The sequence below is a fragment of the Luteitalea sp. genome (genome assembly GCA_009377605.1).
Taxonomy (GTDB): Bacteria; Acidobacteriota; Vicinamibacteria; order Vicinamibacterales; family Vicinamibacteraceae; genus WHTT01.
This window is the reverse complement of record WHTT01000037.1, coordinates 37950-60669: the sequence shown is the minus strand read 5'-3', so window position 1 is coordinate 60669 and position 22720 is coordinate 37950. Positions and strand designations below refer to the sequence as shown.

Here is a 22720-nt window from a genome sequence, read left to right as displayed (position 1 = left end):
CCGAACGTTTGCTGGCGCAGGCGCTCGAGGGCGGCGGTCGCGACAATGTGACAGCCCTCCTCGTCCGGTACGACGATTAGGACGCGTGCCAAAGTTACGCCAAACTGATTTGGCACGAATTGGATACTATGTGTGGAACGTAGCGAGGGGTCTTTAGACCCCTCGTGCCCTTCGCCGGCTGCACCTGGAGGTTCACATGACCAGGTCTCAACAATCTATCGCTCGCGTCGCAATCGTGTGCACGTGCCTGGCTGCCACGTTCATCGCAGGAGCATGCGCGCAGAGCACGTCACGTGACGATTCGCTCGAAGCGCTCACGATTGCCGTCAAGAACAATCCGGATCTCGAATTGATGGCGACCGACGCGGAGGCCAAGATACTCACCGTTCGCGTCAAGAGTGTCGATCGCGTCATTACGGTGACGCCGGACGATCTCGACGACGGACGTCTTGTGCTCGATCTCCCAGAAGAGGGTGACGCGCCGTCGGCACGCGACGAGGCCCCCGCAGAAGCCCCGCGCTCCGGACAGCCAGGAACCGCGTCGAGCGCACCCATGCCGGAGAGTGGGCCTCCCTCGGAGTCTCCTGAAGAGCCGGCCTCCGACGGTGCGCGATTGACGGCTGGCGCCGAGGGGAAGCGAGCAGAGCTCAAGGCCACTCCCGACGGGGGGACCCAACTCACCGCACAGAGCAAAGGAAAGCGCGCGGATGTCAAGACCGGAGCCGATGGCATCACGGTTGACGCCGGTGGAAGACGGGTCACCGTTGGTGGCGATGCTGGTGGCCTGAGCGTCACCGCAGAAGGGGAGTCGGAAGACACTGACCGCGACGCGGCGCTGCCCGAAGAGCCACCGTCGTCGCCGCCCGCCGGGGCGAGCTCGAGCGCGGGCCGTCGTCGGGTCACTTCCCCGATCACGTGCGGGGCGACGCAGGAGTTGCAGCTCGACAACATTGTGCTCGAAGCGACGGGCAATGCCATCGAGGCCTCCGGCAGCTGCCGACTCATCCTCACGAACAGCGAGATCTCGGGCGGCGAGTACGGCGTTGAGGTCCGCGGCGACGCCGAGGTCCAACTGCTCGACAGCGTCGTGGACGGCCGGCGGGGCGCGCTTCGCGTCGCGGGGATGGCCGTGGCAAGCGCGCAGGACAGCGAGCTCCGCGGAGGAGTCGAGACCAGCGGCAAGGGTCGCTTCGACGACCAGGGCGGCAACACGATCCGCTGATCGGGCTTCAAGGGGTGTTGTCAGAACCACTGGCCAGGCGGAACACGACGTGGACGAAGCCGAAGCGCAGACGATCGCCATCCGCGAGTCGGACTTCGACGCCCGGATCGAGGCGCCGTTCATTGACGAAGGTGCCGTTGCGCCCTTCATCCTCTCGCAGATAGTAGCCGTCGGGCCTCATCGCGACCTTCGCGTGGCGCCGGCTCAATGTCTTGTCCGAATCGAATGGCGTGAGGTCCACGTCGGGCGCCACACCCGTCGATCGGTCGACCCGGCCGATGGTGCACTGCGGGTGTAGCGGAATCGCGGTCTCCGACGCCTCGTGCAGGAACACGGCGGACGAGGGCATCTCGGTTCCACCCGAGCCGAGGCGCCGGCTCAGATGGCGAACCATCAGCACCGCGATCTCGGGGCTTTGTCGGACGATCTCCGAGAAGCCTGCACGGTCGAGACGAAGCAGTCGACAGCGGGTGAGAGCTCGCGCAGACACCTCCCGCGGCACATCGTCGAGAAGCGATCGCTCACCGAAGAAGTCGCCAACATCGAGTGTCGTCCGCCGTTGGTCGTGCGGACCCGCGATGAGCTCCACCTGGCCTTCCTCGATCACGTAGAGCTCACCGCCCGCCTCGCCCTCCCGGAAGACGAAGTCACCGCTGTTGATTTCGATGGACTCAGACACTATTGAATCAGGTCAGTAAGCTAGGCTGAAGCCGACAACTGCGCCACGTGGCACCAGGCCCTGGTCGGCGAGCGGAAACAGCACATCGGCATTCAGGACCAGCAGCCCGCCCAGGTGCGCGCGAGCGCCAACAGCCACGAAGAGCTGTGTGACGTCGAGCCCGCGACCGGTCATCTGCAGGTCGTCCGCAGCGACGAATGCCGCCGAAGGTAGCGCCCCAGGGCCGCGCGATGGAAACGTGGTCTCGCCCGCGGCCAAGCGCGAGAGGCCGCGTAGGTGACGCATGACGACGTCGGCAGAGACAGCAACACGGCGCACCAGTGGGATATCGACGCCAGCGACGGCACCAATCTCATCGGGCACCGTCAAATCCACCGGTGGGCGCACCACGTCCGCGCTCGCTGCATCGGCGGGGGCGTCGTATGCAGCGGGCAACTCGCCGGTTGATCTCGTGTAGCTCGCGTTGACGTGCGTCCCCACTCGCCCAAACCGCTCCGACCAAATCACGCGCCCCTCGGTCCGAGTGACACCGGAGCCGAGCAGCTCTTCTGCCTCTCCAGTCGGCAGGGTCACGTTCAGGCTCGCCGCCATCCCTCCGCCTGCTGTTTCCAGGAACCGATACTTTCCGTGGAGCACGAGATCGCCGAGGCCGGCGGCGTCCCCACTGGCGTAACTCGTGCGATGCTGCAGCTCCAATGGATCGAACTTGTGGGTGGTCGGCGAGTTAGCCGACGCCGTGCGCCACAGGCGTGAGGTCACACGAGTGCGGACATCGACCTTCACCAGCGGGACGACAATACCAACGTCGAGATGGTCAGCCACGCCATAGTTCAGGAGGAATGCAAACACGTTCCGGTCGATGTCGACCGACAGCGCCTCCTCCAATACGTCTCGCTCGAACGCGGGCCGAAGATCGGTCGGGCTGGACGGTGCATCTCCCGGCCCGCAACAGTCGTTGTGCTGGAGGAAGAATCGAATCTCGCCATCCTCGATGTCGAGGCCGTCGAGCGCCCTGTAGTGCAACGACTGCTGTACGAACCCAAAGCTCAACGAGTCCTGCCCGAGCGTGGTGGCGCGCTCCGCAAACGATGAGCGCGGCACCGGCAGGCGCGCTGGGTCCTCAGCGTCACCGTCGAGAGCGGTGCTCGGGCGGCCCTGCCAGGCGAGATTGACTGGAAACGTCGTCACCTGGAGTGCCAGAGCTGCGTTCAACTCCGCCGGCACCGGTGTGAGATCCGTCCCGGTCACGAAGTGTCGGGTATGGTCGTCTGGGGTTCGGAAGTTGTCGGCCCGCGCAGCATCGGCCAAGGCTGTCGGAATCAGCCGCGCGAGCGGTGGCGCTTGTCCGTGTGCCGGGGCAGCGACGCCAAGGGTGGCGACAAGGCTCGCGGCCGCGAGAATCAGGCTATCGACGAGACGCTCTGTCGTTCGACGCACCAAGGGCTCCTCGAAGAGACGCCTACGCTGAAACCTCGCGCGGCACCACGCCGCACCGACCGGTCCGCGCATCTTATAGCACACAGCCCGCGCACGGTCAGCCCAGCCGACGCGTCTCAGCGGTTGGGCGGGGAGCTGTTGCGGGAAACGTGTTCGGTGGTACCTCGAACGCCACGACGGAGGGCAAGCGCCAAGGCATGGCGAAACGCAGTAACGCGTATCCAATGCCTGACAGTCCGCGAAAAAAGCCCGGATCCCAGATGCGGTACGTGAACCGGTCGGAGGTGAGGCAGAAGTGGCCGTTCGCGCGCGCCCGCTCAGTGACGCGCCGCGCCAGGTGCGCGGCTGCCTGCACGACGTCGGGTCGCACGAGGCGTCGGCCCACGGTGAGCAGTGCCTCGGCTCTGCCCAAGTTGCCGCAGCAGAGGTGATCGCTTCGATGCAACGAGGAGCCCGCACCGCCCCTCGCAATCACTCGATCGAGCTGATCGCGCAGTGCCGCGTCGACAACGTCGACACTCGCCAGCCCGATTGCAAGGCCGATGCCCGGCGCCCCGTGGCACCAGGCCGTCATTGTCGCCGCACCAGTGTCAGGCGCGCTCGCGGGGCGGCGCTCGTTCGAGGCGTCGATGATGGGCCACTTCGCCTGTCCAGGCAGGAAGCGTGAGGCGACGTAGCGGTATCCTTCCGCGGCGGCGAGACGGAAGCGCTCGTCCCCGCTCACCTCGAACAACCGGCCAAGCGCGTACGCGATGCCCGCGACGCCATGCGCAAAGCCAGTGAACACGCGGCCGTCCGCAGTCCGCCACGCGGCGCCCTCTTTGCACGAAAGCTTGCAGGCGCAGAGATGCTCGCCGCAGTGCACTGCCTGTGCGAGCAACGACGCTTCGCCGGTTTCGCGATGCAACGCGAGCAGGCCGAGTATGGCGCCGGCGGCGCCACTCGTCACGTCGAGCGCCGCATCCGAATCAACGCGTGCGAGGGTCAGCCGGGCCGCAACTCGGAGTGCCAGCTCGAGACAAGCCGTATCTCCCAGCAAGCTCCCGACCGTCGTCAGGCCATAGACGATGGAGCCGAGGCCGGAGGTGCCGCCGATGGCATCCTCTGCCCACTTGCTGTCGTTGCCATCGACCGCTGCCCTGAGCGGTCGAACGGCATCGCGCGCGGCCGTACGCCACCGCTCATCACCAGTGGTCACCGAGAGCGCGGCGAGGAAGATCGGCAGCCCAACACTCCCATCGTACAGGTGGTGGTGAGGAGCCGGCTCCAGAGCCAGGCGTTTCGAGGGCTCGCCGTGAGCCGGTCGTCGCCGCCCGCTGTGCCGGAGCAGCTCCGCTCCGATCCATGCTGCGTGAGCCACCAGAACGGCGGGCGATCCCCCTTCCTCGGTGTCACGTTGCGCGGCAGGGGGTTCGGTCTCGAACCGGGTGTGAACTGCTTCGTGCAGGGCTCGGTCCAAGTAATCGAGCTGAACGCGTAGATCGTCTGCCGATAGGCGATTGAGCCGATCGTGTACCGCTGACAGACCGGACTGTCGGAAATAGCCGCTCATGACCGGCTTCCCGCCGGCGCGGATCGCCGTCTCGTTGGTCACGACGGTGAAACGTGGAATGTCGAGCGCTTCGAGCGCCCCTCGTTCGGCGACCACGAGAGGCCAGAACGCGGGTCGTTCCCGTGCCTGGCTGAGCGTTCGATTGAGCGCATCGAGCGCGGCGCTCCAGCGGCAGCCATCCTTCAGGTACTGCGGCCGCACCAGCACGTACCTCAACAATCCGTACTGACTGCTGGATCGCGGGAGCACGCGGCTGACGCAGCCAGAAAAGCGAGACAGCGGGCCGTCCGGCGCCCCGAGCTCGTCGCGATGGGTCATGAGAAAGCGATACGCGTCCTCGAACCCGCGGCAGACCTCGTCTGCGTAGTCGTCTGGGCGCTGCCGTACCCCGTCGAGCACCACTTGATTTCTGACGCGGGTCTCGAAGGTCCACTCGTCGACGTAGCCGATGGCATCGGTTCCGAGTGCGCGCCATGCTCGACGCGCAATTGCTGTCGCCCCTCTTCCCGTGCCGCGCAGCCCTCCCATGTCGAAGACCCGTTCCGATCCATCGATGAACGTCAGAAGGCCACTCGTCAGGCAATTGTCGCCGGCAGGCGGTTCGTGCTCGAGAGCCGCGCTGCCTGCCGGTCTGTTCGGGGCCACAGCAGGAGCCAGGGGTTGCAACGTCAGCTCCAGATCGATCAGCACGGGACCGTCACGCGTCGCGACGACGTTCTCCATGTGAAGGTCTTCGGCACGTAGCACATGCGCGAGACAGAGCAGCCCGCCGCTCTGTCGGTAGTAGCGCCTGACCTCGTCCACGTTGGAGAACGGCTCCTCATCGACGACCTCCATCCACCCGTACCCCTGACGGTCGAGCAGGCGCGCGCTCCGCTGGCGTGGCTCCAGACCGCGAGAGGCTAGCCACTCGACGAGCTCGCCGAAGACGCGCTCGAGGTCGACATGTCTTGGCTTGTAGATGAGTCGCTGGCCCGACTCGAACTGGAGCGCGATGACCCGGGAGCCACCGTCGTGCGGATCCGACAGCGCCGGCTCGAGCGACTGAACGCGCCCGAGCGGCCCTCCGCCGCCGAATTCACGAGTGATCGCATCGCGGTCCTCCTCAAGACGGTGCACGAGCTCGGTCGTCGTCCGCACCCACCGACCGATACTCCACGCCAACTGCTTCGCAAGGACCGGATAGCGCAGAAAGAATGCCGTGAGGCTACCGCTGAGCATCCGGTCTGTGAAGGCGGCATAGCTCTCGGAATGCGCTGTGCGTTCCTGCTTGAAATCCTCGAGCATCGCGAGCGCCGCGAGACCGGAGAGATCGCGTAACAGCTGCCTCTCGAGCTCCTCGATCGCCACGGGTGACAGCACTGCGTCGATCGTGCCTGCCGGGACAGCGGCCCGGCGGGCGCGTCTGCTCACGCGCAGAGCGGGCACCAGGAGGTCCACGAACGGTGGCCCTTCCTCCGCGTCGAACAACTCACTCTCTGGTAGCTGGCGGTGGCGCAACTCATCGGCCACGCTCGGCGCGAGCAGGATGACCTCCTCGACGTAGCGCAGCCAGTCAGGCTCTGGCAGCCCACCGGCGGACATGGAGAGCCCCGCCGTTACCGTCGAGAGATCCAGACCGTCCCAACCGAGCCGGCGCTCGAACGCTGCGGGGTCGCCTGGCGAGACTGTCTGGAGCCACGCGCGGAGGCAGAGGGCGGCTTGCTCGCTGACGATGAATGTCTCTCGAGGTGGGGTCTGTGCTCTAGCGAGCGCGGCGCGCTCGAAGACCGTGCAGGCGCCAAGCGTGAGCTGCTGCCGTTCATCGATGGTCACGCGCGAGGTACTTTGGGGACAGATGACGGCCGCCTCGGCGAGGCGGCCCTACCTAAAGAGAGACGGCGGGGTGCGACATGCAAGCGTCGCACCCCCACCGCCGAAAGACGAGCACTGACTACAGGCTGAGTTGGATGACGCTGGCGCCGCCCTGCCGCGCCTCGCAGTCGACGTTGACGTCGCCGCCGTCGAAGAAGCCGCCTGCGACCTTCTCGAGATCCGCGTCGCTCAGCTCACCCTCAGCAGCGACGTGCGGCACGACGATGTGAATCGTGTCAGCCGTGTCCTGGACAGCCTTCACGTTGAAGTTGCCCAGCGACGTGTTGAGCTGACGCTCCATGATGCCCTTCGGGTCAGCCAGCAGAGCCTCGCGATACTTCGCATCCTCGGTAGCGAACTTGCCGAGCAGATCCTGAACCTCGCCGCGAGTCATCTTCTGTGCCATTTCGGTCCTCCTGATTGAGTCTGTTTCCAATTTTGTGCTGGCGCGCGGCCCGTCCGCGCACACGCCACCTTCTTGAGCAACCCGCGTGCCAGATGGCACTCCTGGAGTCAACTCTCTGTCACTCAAGGGTTTTGGTCGATGAGCACAGGACCGCATGCTCTCGTGTGTTGGCGTGAGGCCTCCAACTGATGGAGCTCGACCATGGATGCTCACGGCTTGAGATCGTGATGGCGAAGAAAGTCCATGAACCGTTGGTAGTCGGACGCCGGCAGGCGGAGGAGCTCCAGCAACCGTCTGTAGTTCCCGCCGGAGGCGTTGAGGCCGGCCTTGATAAGTCCGCGAACTTGGGAACGGTTCAGGTCGCGCCGGATGAAAGCCTCGTAAACGACGGTCCAGAACGGCTCCTCCTGCTTGACGATCCGCTCGTAGAGGCTCGGCTGTTCAGCCGAGCGCATGCCCTCAGATTCTTCGAGATACGAGACAAACTCCGCCGGTTCAATCACATCGTCATCCGCCATCGCATAACCGGTCTTGACGACGCCAATGAGCTGGCGCACGTTGCCGGGCCAATCGTACGTCCCGAGCAGCTTGAGCGAGGCTGCGGAGAAGCGCTTGGCGACGCCGTACTTGGCCGCCAGCCTGTCGAGCCAGAAGTCGGTCAGCAGCCGCCAGTCATCGCCGCGCTCGCGGAGCGGGGGGATGGCAATGTGAAACTGTCGAAGGCGAAACAAGAGATCGAATCTGAACTGCTTGGTCGCGACCAGATGGTTCAGATGACCGTTGGTTGCTGACACGACGCGCACATCGACACTCCGCGATCGCGTGGCACCCAGTGGGCGAATCTCGCCGGTCGAGAGCGCACGCAGCAGCATCATCTGTGCACTGGGGCGGAGATCGGCAATCTCGTCCAGGAAGATGACGCCGCCGTCGGCTTCCTCGAACGCACCTTTTCGATCGGCGACCGCACCCGTGAAGCTCCCTTTCGTATGGCCGAAGAGCTCACTGACGGTGAGATCGCCTTCTTGGTACTGTGGACAGTTGGCGGCAACGAAGGGCTGCCCTCTGCTCGGGCCGAGCAGGTAGATGGCCTGCGCGAACAGCTCCTTGCCAGAGCCGCTCTCTCCGGTGATCAGGACGGGCTCTCGATAGCGCGCGATCTTCTCGACCTTGGCTTGCGCTTCGCTCAGGGCAGGCGACAACCCAATCATATCGAGCGCGCGCTGCTCACCCCACTGTTCAGCCGACAGCGCGCGCAGACGCACAGCGGTCTCACTCATGCCGCGCCTGTCCGGCATGGTCGACCCCCGAAGAATAGGCGCGTAGGACGTCACGATGACCGCATCCTGTTCTCGCTTACAGCTCCCTGATCCCGGCCTCCCCCGGATTCCCGATTCCTGATTCCCGATCTCTGTTTCTAGAAGGGCGGATCCGCTATTCCCGTTACATCGATCTCCATTCGCACATCGCGGATGGCTGCGCACGGCAGGAAGAATCCGGACGCCTCGATTGCCCGCTCCGTGTCCGGCTGAAAATCCTTGATGAAATAGAGGATCCGTGACAGCGGCTGCTCACGCTGGTCGTCATGGGCCGCAAACTTGACCGTCACATGAACAGGCACGCTGTTGCGGTTCGCGCTGGTGGCAAGGACGCGGCAGCAGCACAGCGTGGCATTCTCGGTCGTCGGCCGCAAGCGCACGTCACTCACCGTGACGGCGCTCAGGGACGGACCGACGGGCGAATCGGCACAACCGGCACAGCCCATCAAAATCAGGCCGAGCCAGATCCGTCGATGTGAGACGCGAGACACGCGACGAGCCGTACTCCCCATTACTCCCTCTCGGTCCCGCCACGACACCGCGCGATCCCGTCCACCTCCTGACACCTCTCACGGCTGCCAGCGGCCCGAACGCCCAGCCTAGCACACCGGAGTAACACCGGCAATTTCCCACCAGGCAGGCGCTTCCCTGATCTCGCGCGACACCTCATCGATAAGAGGCACCTGAGCGGCACCCATGTCCGGCTGCCGGATGCTCGCAGTTTCTTTGGTAGAATCGCCAACCGTTCATGCCGGGCGCGACGGACTGCTTACGAGCAGAAGAGTATTGGACCCACAGCCCGCGCTCGAGGAGGATTCATGACTCGTCGCCCCGCCCTCTGTCTACAGTTGACTCTCGTGCTGACGGTGATGCTCGCCGTTTCGTCCGACGGCGCGGCGCCCGCGGCCGCAGCTCCCCAGGAGCGGTCACCGGCACGCACCCCTCCTACCACGGCCGATGGCACCTCGGAACAGCCACCGATCGTGACATTCGATGCGACAGGCATCGGCGTCGTCGACGCGGTACGGCTGGCGCTCGAGCATGACCCCAATCTCCAGCTCGCCCGCGAGGACGTGCGCCAGCGCGAGGGCCAAGCGCAGGAGCAACGTGGCCCGTTCGATCTGACGTTGAACGCGCTCGCTTCGTATGAGTATCGCCTGCAGGAGCTCACCGAAACGCGGAAGGAATCACAGCGCACACAACGACGGACGCTCCAAGAGAATCTCGATGAGGATACGCAGGCGCGGCAAGAGGCGCAGGTGTTGTTGCGGAGGCTCGAGGCTGTGAGGCGCGCCCCTCCCGGGGACGAGCAGGCGCGGCGAATCAGCGAGATCGACCAGTTCTTGGGCACGCAACTGGAGATCCTCGACGAGCTCATCACGTCGGCCGGCCCGGCGGAGCGGGCCGAGCTGCTCCGCATTCGCAACGACTTCCTCAACGACTCCATCAGGGGCGCACGGGACGGACTTCAAGGCGTGGTGGACGACGTCAACCGCACCGAGCAGACGCTGCGCAATCTTAGCGACGTGCCCAACGACGAAGTCTTCTACGACGGACTCGCCCACGTCGAGCTCTCCCGGCTGTTCCGCTCGGGTATCACTGTCGGGCCGTTTCTCGACGGCACAATCGAAGGCACGAACTTCAAGGGCAAGCCGCGCTCGGCCGAGCTCGGCGGCAAGGGATTGGAGGATCTCTTCACGTTCCGGGCAGGTGCAAACCTGCTCGTACCGCTCGGACGCCGGCGTGGTGCCGACGCGACGGGCGCCGCTGAACGTGCGGCGCATGTCGACCTCGATGCGAGTCGGCTCGCGTTCGCGCACGAGCGTGCCGTCACCGTGCTCACCGCCATTCAAGCGTATTGGAACCTCCGCGCCGCGCAGGACTCGGTGGACATTGCGACTCGCTCGGTCGATTTGCACGAGGAAATCCTGAAGGCGACCCAAGCGCTGGTCACTGGGGGCGAGCTTCCGGAGATTGAAGCGGCGCGGGTGCGCGCCAGCGCTGCTCGTGCGAACGCGCGGTTGAACCAATCGCGGCGAACGCTTCACGAGGCGAGGGCCGAGCTCGCACGCGTCTTGGGCGTCAGCACCACCGGCGATGATGCGACGCTGCCGCGAGCCCGGGATACATTCCCGAGCGCTCCAGATCGCGCCGCGCTTCAGGCATGGTTGCAGCAGATTCCGACAGAGACCGTGGAAGAGCGGCGGGATTTGGCCGCCGCGAGCCGGCGCGAGCAAGCGGGCGCCATTCTCGAGCGCGGCGCGGCGACGAACCTCCGCCCGCAGATCGATCTGACGGCCAGCAGTTGGTACACGGCGCTTGCCGAGCGCAGCGTCTCGGATGCCGTCGACCGCTGGGTTGGGCCGAGCGCCAGCTTCCAGCTGGACTTCGAGAAGCCCCTCGGCAACAACCTGGCCAAGGGACAGCTCTTGGTCCGGGAAGCGGAGCGCCGGGAGCTCGAAATCGTGGCCCGCGACACGCGACGACTGATCAAGCTCGGCGTGGTCCGCACGGCGCAATCGCTGGCAGAAACGCTCGCACGCGTCCAGGAAGCCGGAGCCGCCGTCGAGGCCTACGCGACCACGCTCGAAGGCGAGGTCGAACGGTTCCGAGCGGGTGAGGCGACGCTCATCGACACGCTCTTGACCGAGCAGCAACGAACCGACGCCGACCTTGCCCATGTGGCCGCGCGCCAGGCAGCGGCACAGCTCATCGCCCAGCTCCGATTCGAGACCGCAACGTTGGTGACCGCCGACACCGCCCCTGCTCTCGACGCGCTGGTCACTGTGCCGACCAGAGGCGACGGGAGTCAGCCGTGAGCTCTCGTTCGGCAATCACGCTCGTCGTGGCGTGTGCGCTCACAGTCATGCTCCCAGACCAAGGTGCGGCCCAGGAGGTGAGCGTCCTGGCGGCGGATCTCTTCGTGCCCGACGCCAAGGCTCCGGCGCCCTCGGGACCTCGAATCACGCTCGCGGAGGCCGTGCAGCTCACAATTCGCCACCAACCGCGCATCGTGCAAGCGGCGCAGGCCGCACGCATCGCGGCTGGCCTTCATCGAGCGGAGCGTGGCGTGTTCGACCTGGCCGTCCGCACAGGAGTCGGTTTCGAATACACGCAGCAGCCGGTGCTCCCGTTCTTGTTGGACGCGGAAGAACAAAAGCGTCGCGTTCTGGACGTGATCGCCGACAGCTTCACCGATCTCAACGTTGCCATGCGGGACGCCATCGCGGGTCTCCACCCGGACCCACCACCCTGTCCGTTCGACATCGATCTCGACACCGGCGCGATTCTGTTTGCGCTGCCTCCAGGCGTCAACCGCCAGCCGGGGCTTCTGACCTTCGACCTCGTTGAGCAGGTAGAGCAGGCGCTTCAGGGTGGTCGCGAGCTGCCGCTTTCCCCCACGGGCGACCTGGAAGACATGCTGTCTGGGTTTCGCGATCTCTGCTCGCAACAGCTCAATGGCAGCCTCGAGCAACGCCTGCTGGACAGGTTGTTCAGGCGGATCAACCTTGCCGGAGATCTGGGCCTCGAAGGCGCGCTCATCAGCGGCTCGCAAGCCCTCAACGAGACATTTCCGCTGCTCGAGGAAATCTCCGAGGCAGTGGCCACTCGTGCGCGGCTCGGCCTGGAGCGGCTCGGCCCGCTACCAGAAGATCAGTTTCGCCGCAGCTTTTCACTCAGTGCTGGGTTCACGAAGCCGTTCCGCAGCGGGCTCACCGTGAGCGGCAGCCTCCTGGTGCAGAGCGAAGAGGAGAACTACCGCGACAAGATCATGGACCCCACCCACGGCGGAATGGGCCTCCCGCCGCGCTTTCCCTCGCACGCCTCGTTGGCGCTCGACATTCCCCTCGGCAATGGTTTTGGCAGCACGGCGGTGGCGGGTCCCGAGCGCTCTGCAGCGTCCACCTCCGTTGCGCGCACCGAACAGATGCGCCACACGGTCGCCGAGGAGGTGTATCGCACGGTCTTGGCCTACCTGAACCTCGTCGCAGCGCATGAGAGCGTCCGTTTGCTCGAGGAATCGGCCGCGCGCCACGCGGATTACGTCAAGCTCACCGCGCAGCTCGTCACCGCGGAGGAGCTGCCAAAGATCGACCTCGCACGGGCGCAGGCACGCGCCGCGAGTCTCTCCAGCTCGCTCAGAGAGGCACGGACAGCGCTCGCGGAGGCCCGGATCAGCTTGGTGGAAGCGGCCGGGCTCGACGTCGACACGCTCGACGACACGCCTCTCGCGAGCGAGGCATTTGCCGAGCCGCCCAGTGGCGCGCCGGTGCTCGACGATCTGCTCAGGCTCGCCTCGTCTCGGCGCCGCGACACGCGTGCCCTCGAGCGGGTGCGCGAAGCCTCGGACGCGCTGGCGCGGGCCGCGCGGGCCAACCTCCGGCGCACGTTCACCTTCAATCTCAGCGGCGGCTTCAGCAACCTCTACGAGAGCCCGTTTCCACGGTTCCTTCCCGATGAGGAAGATCCGATCTACAGTGACTTCGAGCCGCTACCGGAGCGGGACTCCCCCGCGCGATACTACTCGCCGCGCGGCGTGTACCGATCGATGCTGGGACGATGGGAACCGTTCGTGGTCGCGCAGCTCACGGTGAGCTTTCCGTTCGGGAACAATCGCGCCAAGGGCCGGCTGGCGCAAGCCGAGGCGACATTGCGGTCGGCCGAGATTGAGCTCGCCGACACTGAGCGCGTGATTCGGCAAAACGTTGTCGAGGTCCGCAATACCATGCAGACGACGAGGGAGGCAGTGGAACACTATCGCGAGGTCGTCGAGAACGTCCTCGAGACCCGTGACGGGAGCCGTCAGCTCTTCGAAGCGGGCGAGATCACGCTCATCGACGCGCTCGTGACCGAAGACGAGGCCACCACTGACCAGTTGACGCTCGTGCGTCAGTTACAGCTGTATTTCAGCACGCTCGCACGTCTGAAATACGAAGCGGGTGAAATAGTCTCGTTCGCCAATGAGGGAACGGACGCCGAAGCTGTACAGTTCTCGGCGACAGATTTCGTCAGCTTGCCATGAGCGAGCCTGACAGGCCGCCCAGGGGCGGCCTGTCAGGCGAGTCGAATGGTGGAGGGAGGCGATGGAACAGCATCGGCTCTTCCGAAAAGCAGCGCTCGACAAGCTTGCGTCACCGGAGCGGCTCGATACGCTCATGCAGGTCACCTCGCCGTTGGGGTGGGTGGCGCTCTGGACCATCGGCGGTGTGCTGATCGCCGTCTTGATCTGGAGTATCTTCGCGACCATTCCGGAACGCGTCGACGGCTACGGCATGCTGATTGGCGGCGGCAGCCTCAGGGAGATCCGCGCGCCGGGTGACGGGAGCCTCGTGCAGCTGGAGACGCGTGTCGGCGAGACCGTCGAGCCGGGTCAAGTGGTCGGCGAGGTCGCGGGGCAAGGCACCGATGAATTGATCAGTGAGGCGCAGGTTCGACACGACGAGGCAGTCGCCGAACGCGATGCGGCCCTCGTCGACGACACACAGCAGATCTCACAGGCGCGTGCCAACATCGCCAACTACGAGGCGGACATCAAGCGTGTCCGTGGGCAGCTCGCCGCTCTCGAAGAGGACCTCAAGTCGAAGCGCGCCCTGCTGACCAAGGGGCTCGTCACCAAATCACGCGTCCAGCAGCTCGAGCAGCAAGCGCTGAGCCTCAATGGCAGTCTCACCGCGCTGCGGACACAGATCAATGGCCAACGGTCCGTCCTCGTCAGCATCGAGCAGCGACGACGCTCCAGGGACACCAGCGTCGTGCTCGCCGAGGAGGGCCTGGAACAGACGCTCTCGACAGCGGCATCCCGCACGCGCCTCATCAGCCGTGTGGCCGGTCGCGTCATCGAAGTCAACAAGCGCGTTGGGGATCGCGTCCGCAACGGTGAGGTTGTCGCCATCATCGAGCCTTCCTCGTCGAGCTTCGAGCCGATCGTCTACGTCAGCGCGAACTCCGGCAAGCGGATCAACCTAGGGATGGAGGCAGAGGTCTCGCCGACAAACGTCAAGCGCGAGGAGTACGGCTTCTTGAGGGCGTCGGTGAGTCACGTCGGCGCATACCCCGTGTCTCCCGAGATGATCTTGGCGACAACAGCCAACCAGACCCTCGCCCAGCAGCTGAGCGCGGAGGGCGCAACATTCGAGGTAAGGGCCGATCTCGTCGAGAACCGCAAGACACCGAGCGGCTTCACGTGGTCCTCGTCGGAAGGCCCGCCGTTTCGGATCGTTGGCGGCACGCCGGTGACCGTCTCGGTGATTGTCGACCGGCGCGCGCCGATCACCTACGTGTTACCGTTGATTCGCAGCACGCTCGGTGCTTCGTAGAGATCAGGCGTCAGCGGTCAGAGGCAAGGCCGGGCGGGGGCGAGGGCTAGGTGTGAGCGCAAGGCTACTGGAGACGAGAGTAGAGAACGCCAATGGCGACGCCATTCGGTCCACGCGATTCTCGACAACGTCGGTTGGTTGACCCACTTCTTCGCGCTCTTCGTGTCCTTCATGGCTCCTTCCGTGGTGCCCTCCGTGCGTTTCGTGGATCCGCCCTTCCTCTCCTTCGTCGCCTCCGACCCGCGAGACTGAGGCGTCGGCTGGACGCCCTCCCAGGGGGCGGCGCGGACGCTCAGCTTGCCGAGGCGTCGATGCCCGCGGTTCCGACGCCGCCTGCGCGCCGCGTGCAGACGCCCACCGTCCTCCAGATGGAGGCGGTGGAATGTGGTGCGGCCGCGCTCGCGAGCATCCTGGCCCACTACGGTCGCTGGGTCCCGCTCGAGGAGCTGCGGCACGAGTGCGGCGTGTCGCGCGACGGCAGCAAGGCCAGCAACGTGCTGCGGGCCGCACGAAAGTACGGTCTCGACGCCAAGGGCTACAAGTACGAGGAGCTCTCAAAGCTCTATGCGCTCGAGCTACCGGTCATTCTCTTCTGGAACTTCAATCACTTCGTTGTCCTCGATGGCTTCGACGAGAAGGCAGCCTATCTCAACGACCCAGCGCAAGGGCCGCGCGCGATCTCGCTCCAAGAGCTCGATGGCTCCTATTCCGGCGTCGTCCTGACGTTCAAGCCGGGGCCGGCGTTCGAGCCGGGCGGCGATCCGCCGAACATGGTGCCCGCCCTGCGGCGGCGGCTCGTGGGGTCGGAGCAGGCGCTGATGTTCGTGATGCTGTGCGGTCTGTTCCTGGTCGTTCCCGGGCTGGTCATTCCGACCTTTACTCGGATCTTCATCGACGACTACCTCATTGGCAATCAGGCGTGGCTCATTCGGCCGCTGCTCGTCTTCATGGTCGCCACGATCATCGTGCAGGGGCTGCTGACGTGGCTGCAGCGCTACTACCTCCTTCGTCTCGAAACGAAGCTCGCGCTTTCCACGTCGAGCCGATTCTTCAACCACATCCTCCGGCTGCCTGCCGCCTACTTCGGCCAACGGTTCGCGGGCGAGATCGGGTCGCGTGTCCAGATCAACGACAAGGTCGCGCGGGTCATCTCTGGAAGGCTCGCGACGACGGTCATCGACGGCGTGATGACGATCTTCTACACGCTGCTCATGTTCTGGTACGACGTTGCCCTCACCTGCGCCGTGATCCTGATCGCGATGTGCAATGTCGCCGCGATCAAGCTCGCGGCGCGAGCCCGTGTCGACGCCAGCCGCCGCCTCAGGCAGGACAAAGGCAAGCTCATGGGCACCGCCATGAACGGTCTGCGCATGATCGAGACCCTCAAGGCGACCGGATCGGAGGGCGAGTTCTTCGGACGCTGGGCTGGGTACTACGCCAAGAGCATCAACACGGAGCAGGAGCTCGGCGTCCTCTCGCAGCTCGCGAGCGCCGTCCCCCCCTTTGTCCAAACCGCCTCCACAGCGGCGGTCTTGGTGCTCGGCGGCCTCAAAGTGATGGGCGGCGAGTTCACGGTCGGCATGCTCGTCGCCTATCAAACGCTCCTCATCAGCTTCACGCGCCCACTCGGTAACTTCGTACAGTTCGGCACAATGTTGCTGGAGCTGCAGGCGGACATGAATCGGCTCGATGACGTCCTGCGATATCCCGAGGATGAGCAGTACGCGCAAGAACAGGTCGAAAAGGAGGAAGAGCCGCAGCGGAAGGTCGTCAAGCTGTCTGGCCAGGTCCAGCTCAAGGATGTCACGTTCGGCTACAGTCCGTTGGACAAGCCGCTCATTGACAACTTCAATCTCAGCGTCGAGCCTGGACGCCGCGTCGCACTCGTGGGCGGGAGCGGCAGCGGCAAATCAACAATTGCCAAGCTGGTGTCTGGGTTGTACAAGCCCTGGAGCGGGGAGGTGTTGTTCGACGGGGTGGCACGCGAGACCCTGCCGCGTGACCTCGTCGTCAACTCGCTCGCCGTCGTGGACCAGGAGCTATTTCTCTTCGGCGGAACCGTCACCGACAACGTCACGATGTGGGATCCGACCATCCCTCCCGTCCGCTTGGCGCAAGCGTGCCGGGATGCGGCCATCGATGATGTGATCGGCGCACGCGAAGGCGGGTATGCCTCCCGTGTCGAGGAAGGCGGTGGTAACTTCAGCGGCGGTCAGTGCCAGCGGCTCGAGATCGGACGGTCACTCGTGGGTGAGCCGTCGATTATCGTGCTCGATGAAGCAACGAGCGCGCTCGACCCCACAACCGAGATGTGGATCGACGACAACATGCGCCGGCGCGGCTGCACCTGCATCATCATCGCGCATCGACTCAGCACGATTCGAGATTGCGACGAGATCATCGTACTGGAGCGTGGTCGCGTGGTACAGCGCGGAACGCACGAGGAGATGAAGGAGATCGATGGCCCCTACCAACGCCTCATCAGCCTTCACTGATGCCCTCCGTCGGAGGGAGCCGCCCCGCATCCTGAATCCTGAATCCTGATTTTGGCCAGCACGACACCCGACCCGCACGTGACCGAGATGGTCTTTCTCCTCCGTGTAGTCGCCACCACCGAGGGTCAACCATCCGACCACGCAATTCGTGTCGATTCATCGGTGATCATCGGCCGCGACGGCAGCTGTGGCGTGGTGCTCACGGATCCGAGCGTGTCGCGGCGGCATGCCCGTGTGGAATGGACACCCTCGGGCATCCGTGTGGTGGATCTCGGCAGCGGCAACGGTGTCTGGGTCGGGGCCGATCGCGTGGCTGAGACGGTGGTCGCGCCCGGTCAGCAGTTTCGCATTGGATCGACCGTTTTCGAATGTCGCCCGCTAACCGGTGGCGTCTCGTCGCCCGTCGAGGCTCAGCCCGTAGCGCCTCGAGCACCGGCTCCGCCGCTCGCGCTCAAGGTGGTCCATGGTGGCGAGCACGTTCGTGAAGGCACCATCTTCCAGCTCGATGGCGACGCCGCCACGATCGGACGCGCCCCCTCCTCCGACATCGTCCTTGGCGAGAAGCACGTTTCGCGACGGCATGCCCGCCTCGAGCGCACATCGAGCGGCCTGCGCATCGTCGACCTCGACAGCCAAGGCGGCGTGTGGATGGGCAGCCGGCAAGTCGCCAGCGCCGATCTACGGCCCGGCGATCAGATACGGATTGGCCACCAGATTGTGCTCGAGTGTCTCGGTCAGGACGACCCGACGGCACAGGTCGATCTCAACATTCTCGACTTCAGTGAGACCGTAGTCATCCCGGCGCCCGCGAGCCTCTTGGCGAGAACACGGCGAATCGAGGACGAAGGCGAGCTGATCGAAGCCGTTGCGCACCATCCGTTCCTCCTCGACGATTCAACGAGCCTCTGGTACGTGGTGTCCGGTGGCCTGCTCGTCTTCACGGTGGCGCTGGAAAAGGGACATCCGGTCGGGCCGCGGTCACATTTTCTTGGCGTGATGCCCGGCCAGTGCTGTTTTGGCTTCGACTTGCGCCGACCCGGATGCGACTCAGGGTTCCTCGCCGTTGCGAAGCCGGGCACGTGGCTACGCCGCATCGGTCTGTCGCGTCTGCGCGAGCTGGCAAGGACGCCACAGCAGGTCGACACGATAGCGGCCCTCGTCGACACCTGGATTACGACGCTCTCGAAGGCGCTGGCGCGCGACATCCCGGTCAAGCGCGCCGGCGAACAGGTGCTGGAGTCTGGGCGGACCTGCACGCTGGACCGCGAGAGCAAGGCCACGGCGGCGGAAGGCGTTCTCTGGGTGGATGCCTGGAGCGGCGGCATCTTGTTCGACGACCTCAGCACACCCGTATTCCCGCGCAAGCGAGCGCTCTTTCCGGTAACGCCGGATTCCTGGATCCGCCCGATTGGCGACGAGCTCGGCGATCTGACGCTGACGCCGCGGCCGACAGCCGAGGTCATTCGAGAGACCGCGTTCTGGCACAGTCTCGATGTCTTCCATCAGGTTCTCTACGAGTGCCAGTTCGTCGCAAAGCAGCTCGCGGCAGCCGAGGAGTACGTGCGGCTGCGGCGAAAGGCGCGTCACCAAGACGAAGCGCAGGAAGCGGCGTATGACGCCATTGGAGCGGTTCTCCGGGCCGAGGCGGTCACACCCCGCGAGTTCCTGGACTCCGTGGCAACCGAACCGGTGCTCAAAGCCTGCACCTTGGTTGGTCACGCGTTGGGAATGGACGTCAGACGGCCTCCAGCCTCGGCCGAAGACTTGACGTACGAAGAGATGGTCTCCGCGATCGCAACGGCGTCAGCATTCCGGACACGTGTCGTCGCGCTTCGCGACGACTGGTGGAGCCGCGATCACGGCCCCCTGCTGGGGCAGCTCAGCGAAAGCGCCCTCCCGGTCGCGCTGCTGCCGGGAGGCGCAAACGAGTACGTGTATGTCGATCCCAGATCGGGGCGTCGCGCGCCGGTCACCGAAGCGGTGGCGGCGCGACTCGCCCCGTTCGCCTACACGTTCTACCGTCCGTTTCCGGACGGGCCGCTGTCGGTGGTCGACGTTGGCCGGTTCGCGGCACGCGGCGTCAAGAGCGACGTCCGGTGGCTCGTTGTCACCGCCATCGCGATCGGCATCTTCGGCACGGCAACGCCTTACCTCACGGGTCAGCTCTTCGACTCGGCGATCCCGCAGGCGGACCGTTCATCACTCGTGGTCTTCGGCCTGGCGCTGTTTCTCGCGGCGCTCGCGGGATCGCTCTTCAAGCTGACCCAGGGCGTCGCGACCGTGCGCTTACAGGCCCGGATGGAAAACGCGCTGCAGACGGCGATCTGGGATCGGTTGTTGAACCTGCCCGCGAATTTCTTCCGGACGTATGCTGCGGGAGACCTCGCCGATCGCGCGAACGGTGTCGATCAGATTCAGCAACTGATCTCCGGTGCCGGCGTCGCGGCGATTCTGGGCTCGCTGAGCGGGGTGTTCTTTGTCGTCCAGATGTTCACCTACAGCATGCACCTGGCGCTGTTGGCGGTCGCGTTGACGATCGTCTACGTGAGCGTCACCCTGGTCGGCAACTACTCACAGCTCCGATACCAGCGCAGAGAAGTTCAATTGATCGGTCAGATCGCCGGTCTCGTGCTCAACTTGATCAGCGGCGTCTCGAAGCTGCGTATCTCTGGGGCAGAGCCGCATGCCTTCCGCGTCTGGGCGCAGCAGTTTGCTCGGCAGCGTCGTCTGAGCTTCACGGTTGGCACCATCCAGAGCGCCGTCGCCGTCTTCAGCGCTGTGTTCCCGGTGGTGTCGTCGATCGCCATCTTCTATGTCGTCATCGGCGAGCAGCAGCGGGCCGCCGCATCCAACGAGCCGGGACTCACGACCGGCGATTTCATTGCGTTCACTGCGGCCTACGGGCTCTTTCTTGCGGCGATGCAGGCGCTGGGTGATGCGTCGCTCCAATTGCTCCGCATCCTCCCGTTCTACGAGCGCTTGAAGCCGATCCTGACGACGTCCCCTGAAGTCGACCGCTCGAAGGCGTTCCCGGGGAAGCTTCGGGGCGAGATCGAGCTGTCGCACGTCCATTTCAGATACAGCAGCGATGGCCCCTGGATCATCAAGACCCTCTCGCTCAAGATCAACCCCGGTAAGCTCGTCGCCTTCGTTGGCCCGTCGGGCTGTGGCAAGTCCACGCTCATGCGGCTGATGCTGGGGTTCGAGCAGCCAACGAGCGGATCGATCTTCTACGATGGACAGGATCTGTCGTCGCTGGACCTGCGGATGGTACGCCAGCAGATTGGCGTGGTGCTCCAAGTGAGTCGCGTGATGCCGACCGAGATCTATCGCAACATCATCGGCGTGACGTCGCGCAGCCTCGCGGAGGCGTGGGAGGCGGCGGAGAAGGCCGGCCTCGCCGAGGACATCCGCCAGATGCCGATGGGTATGCATACCTACGTATCTGAAGGCGGCGGGACGCTGTCGGGAGGCCAGCGGCAACGCCTCATGATCGCGCGGGCGATCGTCGGCAAGCCGAAGATCATCTATCTCGACGAGGCGACGAGCGCTCTGGACAATCGCACACAGGCCATCGTGACCGAGAGCCTCGACAAGATGGAAGCAACCCGCATCGTCATTGCGCATCGCCTGAGCACCGTGATCAACGCCGACAAGATCTGCTACCTCGAAGGAGGACAGATCGTCGAGATGGGCACCTATCGGGAGCTGATGGAGCACGATGGTAAGTTCGCCGAGCTCGCAAGGCGGCAACTGGCATAGAGAGGAACGTGCGCAACTGCTCGACCGCCTCGGCGTGGCGCGCGACGTTGCGGGCGAGGTGCTCGCCTACACCGAGAATCCCTACCGCGCACCAATCACATCCCAGCGGTGGCCGCTCGCCGACGAGCCGCACGTCGAGCGCTGGCGGCTGTACGAGCGCGAGGCCCGACGCGTCGGTGCGTTCGATGCACTCCAGGCGGTGTTCCCGCAGCTTCGCTTTCCGATCCGCACGAATGTGAGCCACGATCCAGCTTACCGCGCTGCCACCCGACGCGGCGACTTTGGTGCGGCAGCGGCCTTCGCGCCCGGCCTGGTCCTGCGCGAGCCGGCGCACCTCGAGCTGATGATTGCGCCGAGCGCTGGAGGCTGCATCCCTATTGTCGTCGCCCCATGTCGCGACGACTTCGTCGCCCTTGTGCAAGCGTTCACGGAACGCAACGAGCCTCGTTCGGTGCCGGCCGCGATGGGGGCTTGCTTGGTCAAGGGGTTGACGAACTGGGACCGGGTCGCCGCGTATCGGACCCATTGGGAGCAGCGACAAGGGACGACCGGCGACGAACAAGCATGGTCGAGCGAGCTCCGTGCGTTCGGTCAACGCAAGGAGCTGTATCAGGACCGATTCGTGCTGCTCAGCTCCGGACCCTACAGCGATGTGTCGGCCGAGGATGCCGGAATTTCAGGGCAGGAGTGGCTGGCCCGGTCGTTGGTCATTCGACGCGAGCACGAGCTGACGCATTACGTCACGTGGCGTCTCTTCGGCGCCCTGCGCAGCCACGCGGCCGACGAGCTCGTGGCGGACTTCATCGGGCTGGTTCGAGCCTTCGGCAAGTACCACGGCGAGCTGGCACGGCGCTTCCTAGGACTCGAGGCGTATCCGTCGTTCCGATCCGGCGGTCGCCTGGCGCAGTACTGCGGCGAGCCGCCGTTGTCGCCGCGCGCCTTCGCGGTCGTGGCGCAGCTCGTGCATCGTGCCACGGAACGGCTCGAGACGCTTGAACGTGCACAGCTCGATCTCGACGATGCGGCCGGCGTCGGACGCTTGATTCATGCGCTGATTGGCTTGAGCCTCGAGGAGCTGGCGGCCGAGGACCTACAGGAGCGCCTGGAACGGCGCTTGGCTTCTCCGCGCCCGACCTAAAGATCGGGCCGTGGCAGGCTGCTCTCCCGGTCGAGCGCGTCGGACAGCAGATCGGCAACGTGGTGGGCGAGCGTGGTGGAGCTCGTGCGGCGATCGGCGCTCGGGGTGAGCCCCGGATCGGGTAGTGATTCTCCAATGGTGAGGAGACGGACCACTCGGTGGGCAAGCGCTCTTTGTTCCGAATCCTCGGGCGCCGCGGTCGGAAGGCACGCCAATGCGTCCGCGCCGGTCGGTACAATCGTGAATTGACCCGCAAGGCCCGCCACGTCCAACACGTCGTGCACGTGAGGAGGAAGCGCGCACAGGATGAGCATCCCTTGCGCCGCGTCCAGCTTGCGCCTCAGCATGATCAGGACACGGATGCCGGCACCTTCGAACAGCCTGACAGCACTGAAATCGATGACCAAGAACCGCACGCCATCGCGCGCAGTCTCGAGCAGTATCCGCTCGAGCTCGACAGCCGCTCGACCATCCACGGTGCCAAGCAAGGCGACCGTCACCAACTCGTCCTGCCGATCGACCTTGACCTCCATGGGGATTCG

At 65.2% G+C, this 22720-nt stretch carries 14 protein-coding genes; 7 read left to right on the top strand and 7 right to left on the bottom strand.

Annotation, left to right across the window (positions count from 1 at the left end):
- The first annotated feature begins 196 nt into the window (after positions 1–196).
- Positions 197–1222, top strand: coding sequence for a hypothetical protein (locus GEV06_14170; protein ID MPZ19041.1), 1026 nt, complete (start codon positions 197–199; stop codon positions 1220–1222).
- A 7-nt stretch (positions 1223–1229) separates the two neighbouring features.
- Here GEV06_14170 and GEV06_14165 read toward each other — a convergent pair whose 3' ends face one another.
- The 6 genes from GEV06_14165 to GEV06_14140 all read right to left on the bottom strand — a co-directional run bounded on the left by GEV06_14165 (position 1230) and on the right by GEV06_14140 (position 8978).
- Positions 1230–1901: a cyclic nucleotide-binding domain-containing protein gene (locus GEV06_14165; protein ID MPZ19040.1), complete on the bottom strand. Its 672-nt coding sequence runs from the start codon at positions 1899–1901 to the stop codon at positions 1230–1232.
- 12 nt (positions 1902–1913) lie between these two features.
- Positions 1914–3338, bottom strand: coding sequence for a hypothetical protein (locus GEV06_14160; GenBank protein MPZ19039.1), 1425 nt, complete (start codon positions 3336–3338; stop codon positions 1914–1916).
- Between the two features lie 97 nt (positions 3339–3435).
- The gene (gene lanM / locus GEV06_14155; protein MPZ19038.1) at positions 3436–6705 is read right to left on the bottom strand and encodes a type 2 lantipeptide synthetase LanM; all 3270 of its coding nucleotides are present in this window, start codon (positions 6703–6705) and stop codon (positions 3436–3438) included.
- 118 nt (positions 6706–6823) lie between these two features.
- Positions 6824–7150, bottom strand: a complete 327-nt coding sequence (locus tag GEV06_14150; GenBank protein ID MPZ19037.1) for a hypothetical protein — start codon at positions 7148–7150, stop codon at positions 6824–6826.
- A 209-nt stretch (positions 7151–7359) separates the two neighbouring features.
- Complete coding sequence (locus GEV06_14145) at positions 7360–8445, bottom strand: AAA domain-containing protein (GenBank protein MPZ19036.1); 1086 nt, start codon at positions 8443–8445, stop codon at positions 7360–7362.
- 119 nt (positions 8446–8564) lie between these two features.
- The gene (locus GEV06_14140) at positions 8565–8978 is read right to left on the bottom strand and encodes a hypothetical protein (protein MPZ19035.1); all 414 of its coding nucleotides are present in this window, start codon (positions 8976–8978) and stop codon (positions 8565–8567) included.
- 306 nt (positions 8979–9284) lie between these two features.
- Between GEV06_14140 and GEV06_14135 the strand changes: the two genes are divergently transcribed.
- The 6 genes from GEV06_14135 to GEV06_14110 all read left to right on the top strand — a co-directional run bounded on the left by GEV06_14135 (position 9285) and on the right by GEV06_14110 (position 22178).
- Complete coding sequence (locus GEV06_14135) at positions 9285–11285, top strand: hypothetical protein (protein MPZ19034.1); 2001 nt, start codon at positions 9285–9287, stop codon at positions 11283–11285.
- On the top strand, positions 11282–13489 hold the full coding sequence (locus tag GEV06_14130; GenBank protein MPZ19033.1) for a hypothetical protein: 2208 nt from the start codon (positions 11282–11284) through the stop codon (positions 13487–13489). The genes GEV06_14135 and GEV06_14130 overlap by 4 nt, the downstream gene beginning before the upstream one ends.
- A gap of 61 nt (positions 13490–13550) precedes the next feature.
- Positions 13551–14783 carry an NHLP bacteriocin system secretion protein gene (locus GEV06_14125; GenBank protein MPZ19032.1) on the top strand — a complete coding sequence of 411 codons (1233 nt, stop codon included), beginning with the start codon at positions 13551–13553 and terminating at the stop codon, positions 14781–14783.
- 311 nt (positions 14784–15094) lie between these two features.
- Entirely contained in the window at positions 15095–17278 is a 2184-nt protein-coding gene (locus GEV06_14120; GenBank protein ID MPZ19031.1) for an NHLP family bacteriocin export ABC transporter peptidase/permease/ATPase subunit, read from the top strand.
- Between the two features lie 51 nt (positions 17279–17329).
- Positions 17330–21040 (top strand): NHLP bacteriocin export ABC transporter permease/ATPase subunit, encoded by a 3711-nt coding sequence (locus GEV06_14115; protein MPZ19030.1) that lies wholly within the window; start codon positions 17330–17332, stop codon positions 21038–21040.
- Positions 21000–22178 carry a hypothetical protein gene (locus tag GEV06_14110; protein MPZ19029.1) on the top strand — a complete coding sequence of 393 codons (1179 nt, stop codon included), beginning with the start codon at positions 21000–21002 and terminating at the stop codon, positions 22176–22178. Before GEV06_14115 ends, GEV06_14110 begins: the two co-directional genes overlap by 41 nt.
- Here GEV06_14110 and GEV06_14105 read toward each other — a convergent pair.
- On the bottom strand, positions 22175–22711 hold the full coding sequence (locus GEV06_14105; GenBank protein MPZ19028.1) for an STAS domain-containing protein: 537 nt from the start codon (positions 22709–22711) through the stop codon (positions 22175–22177). The two genes, GEV06_14110 and GEV06_14105, sit on opposite strands and share 4 nt — an antisense overlap.
- Positions 22712–22720 lie beyond the last annotated feature (9 nt).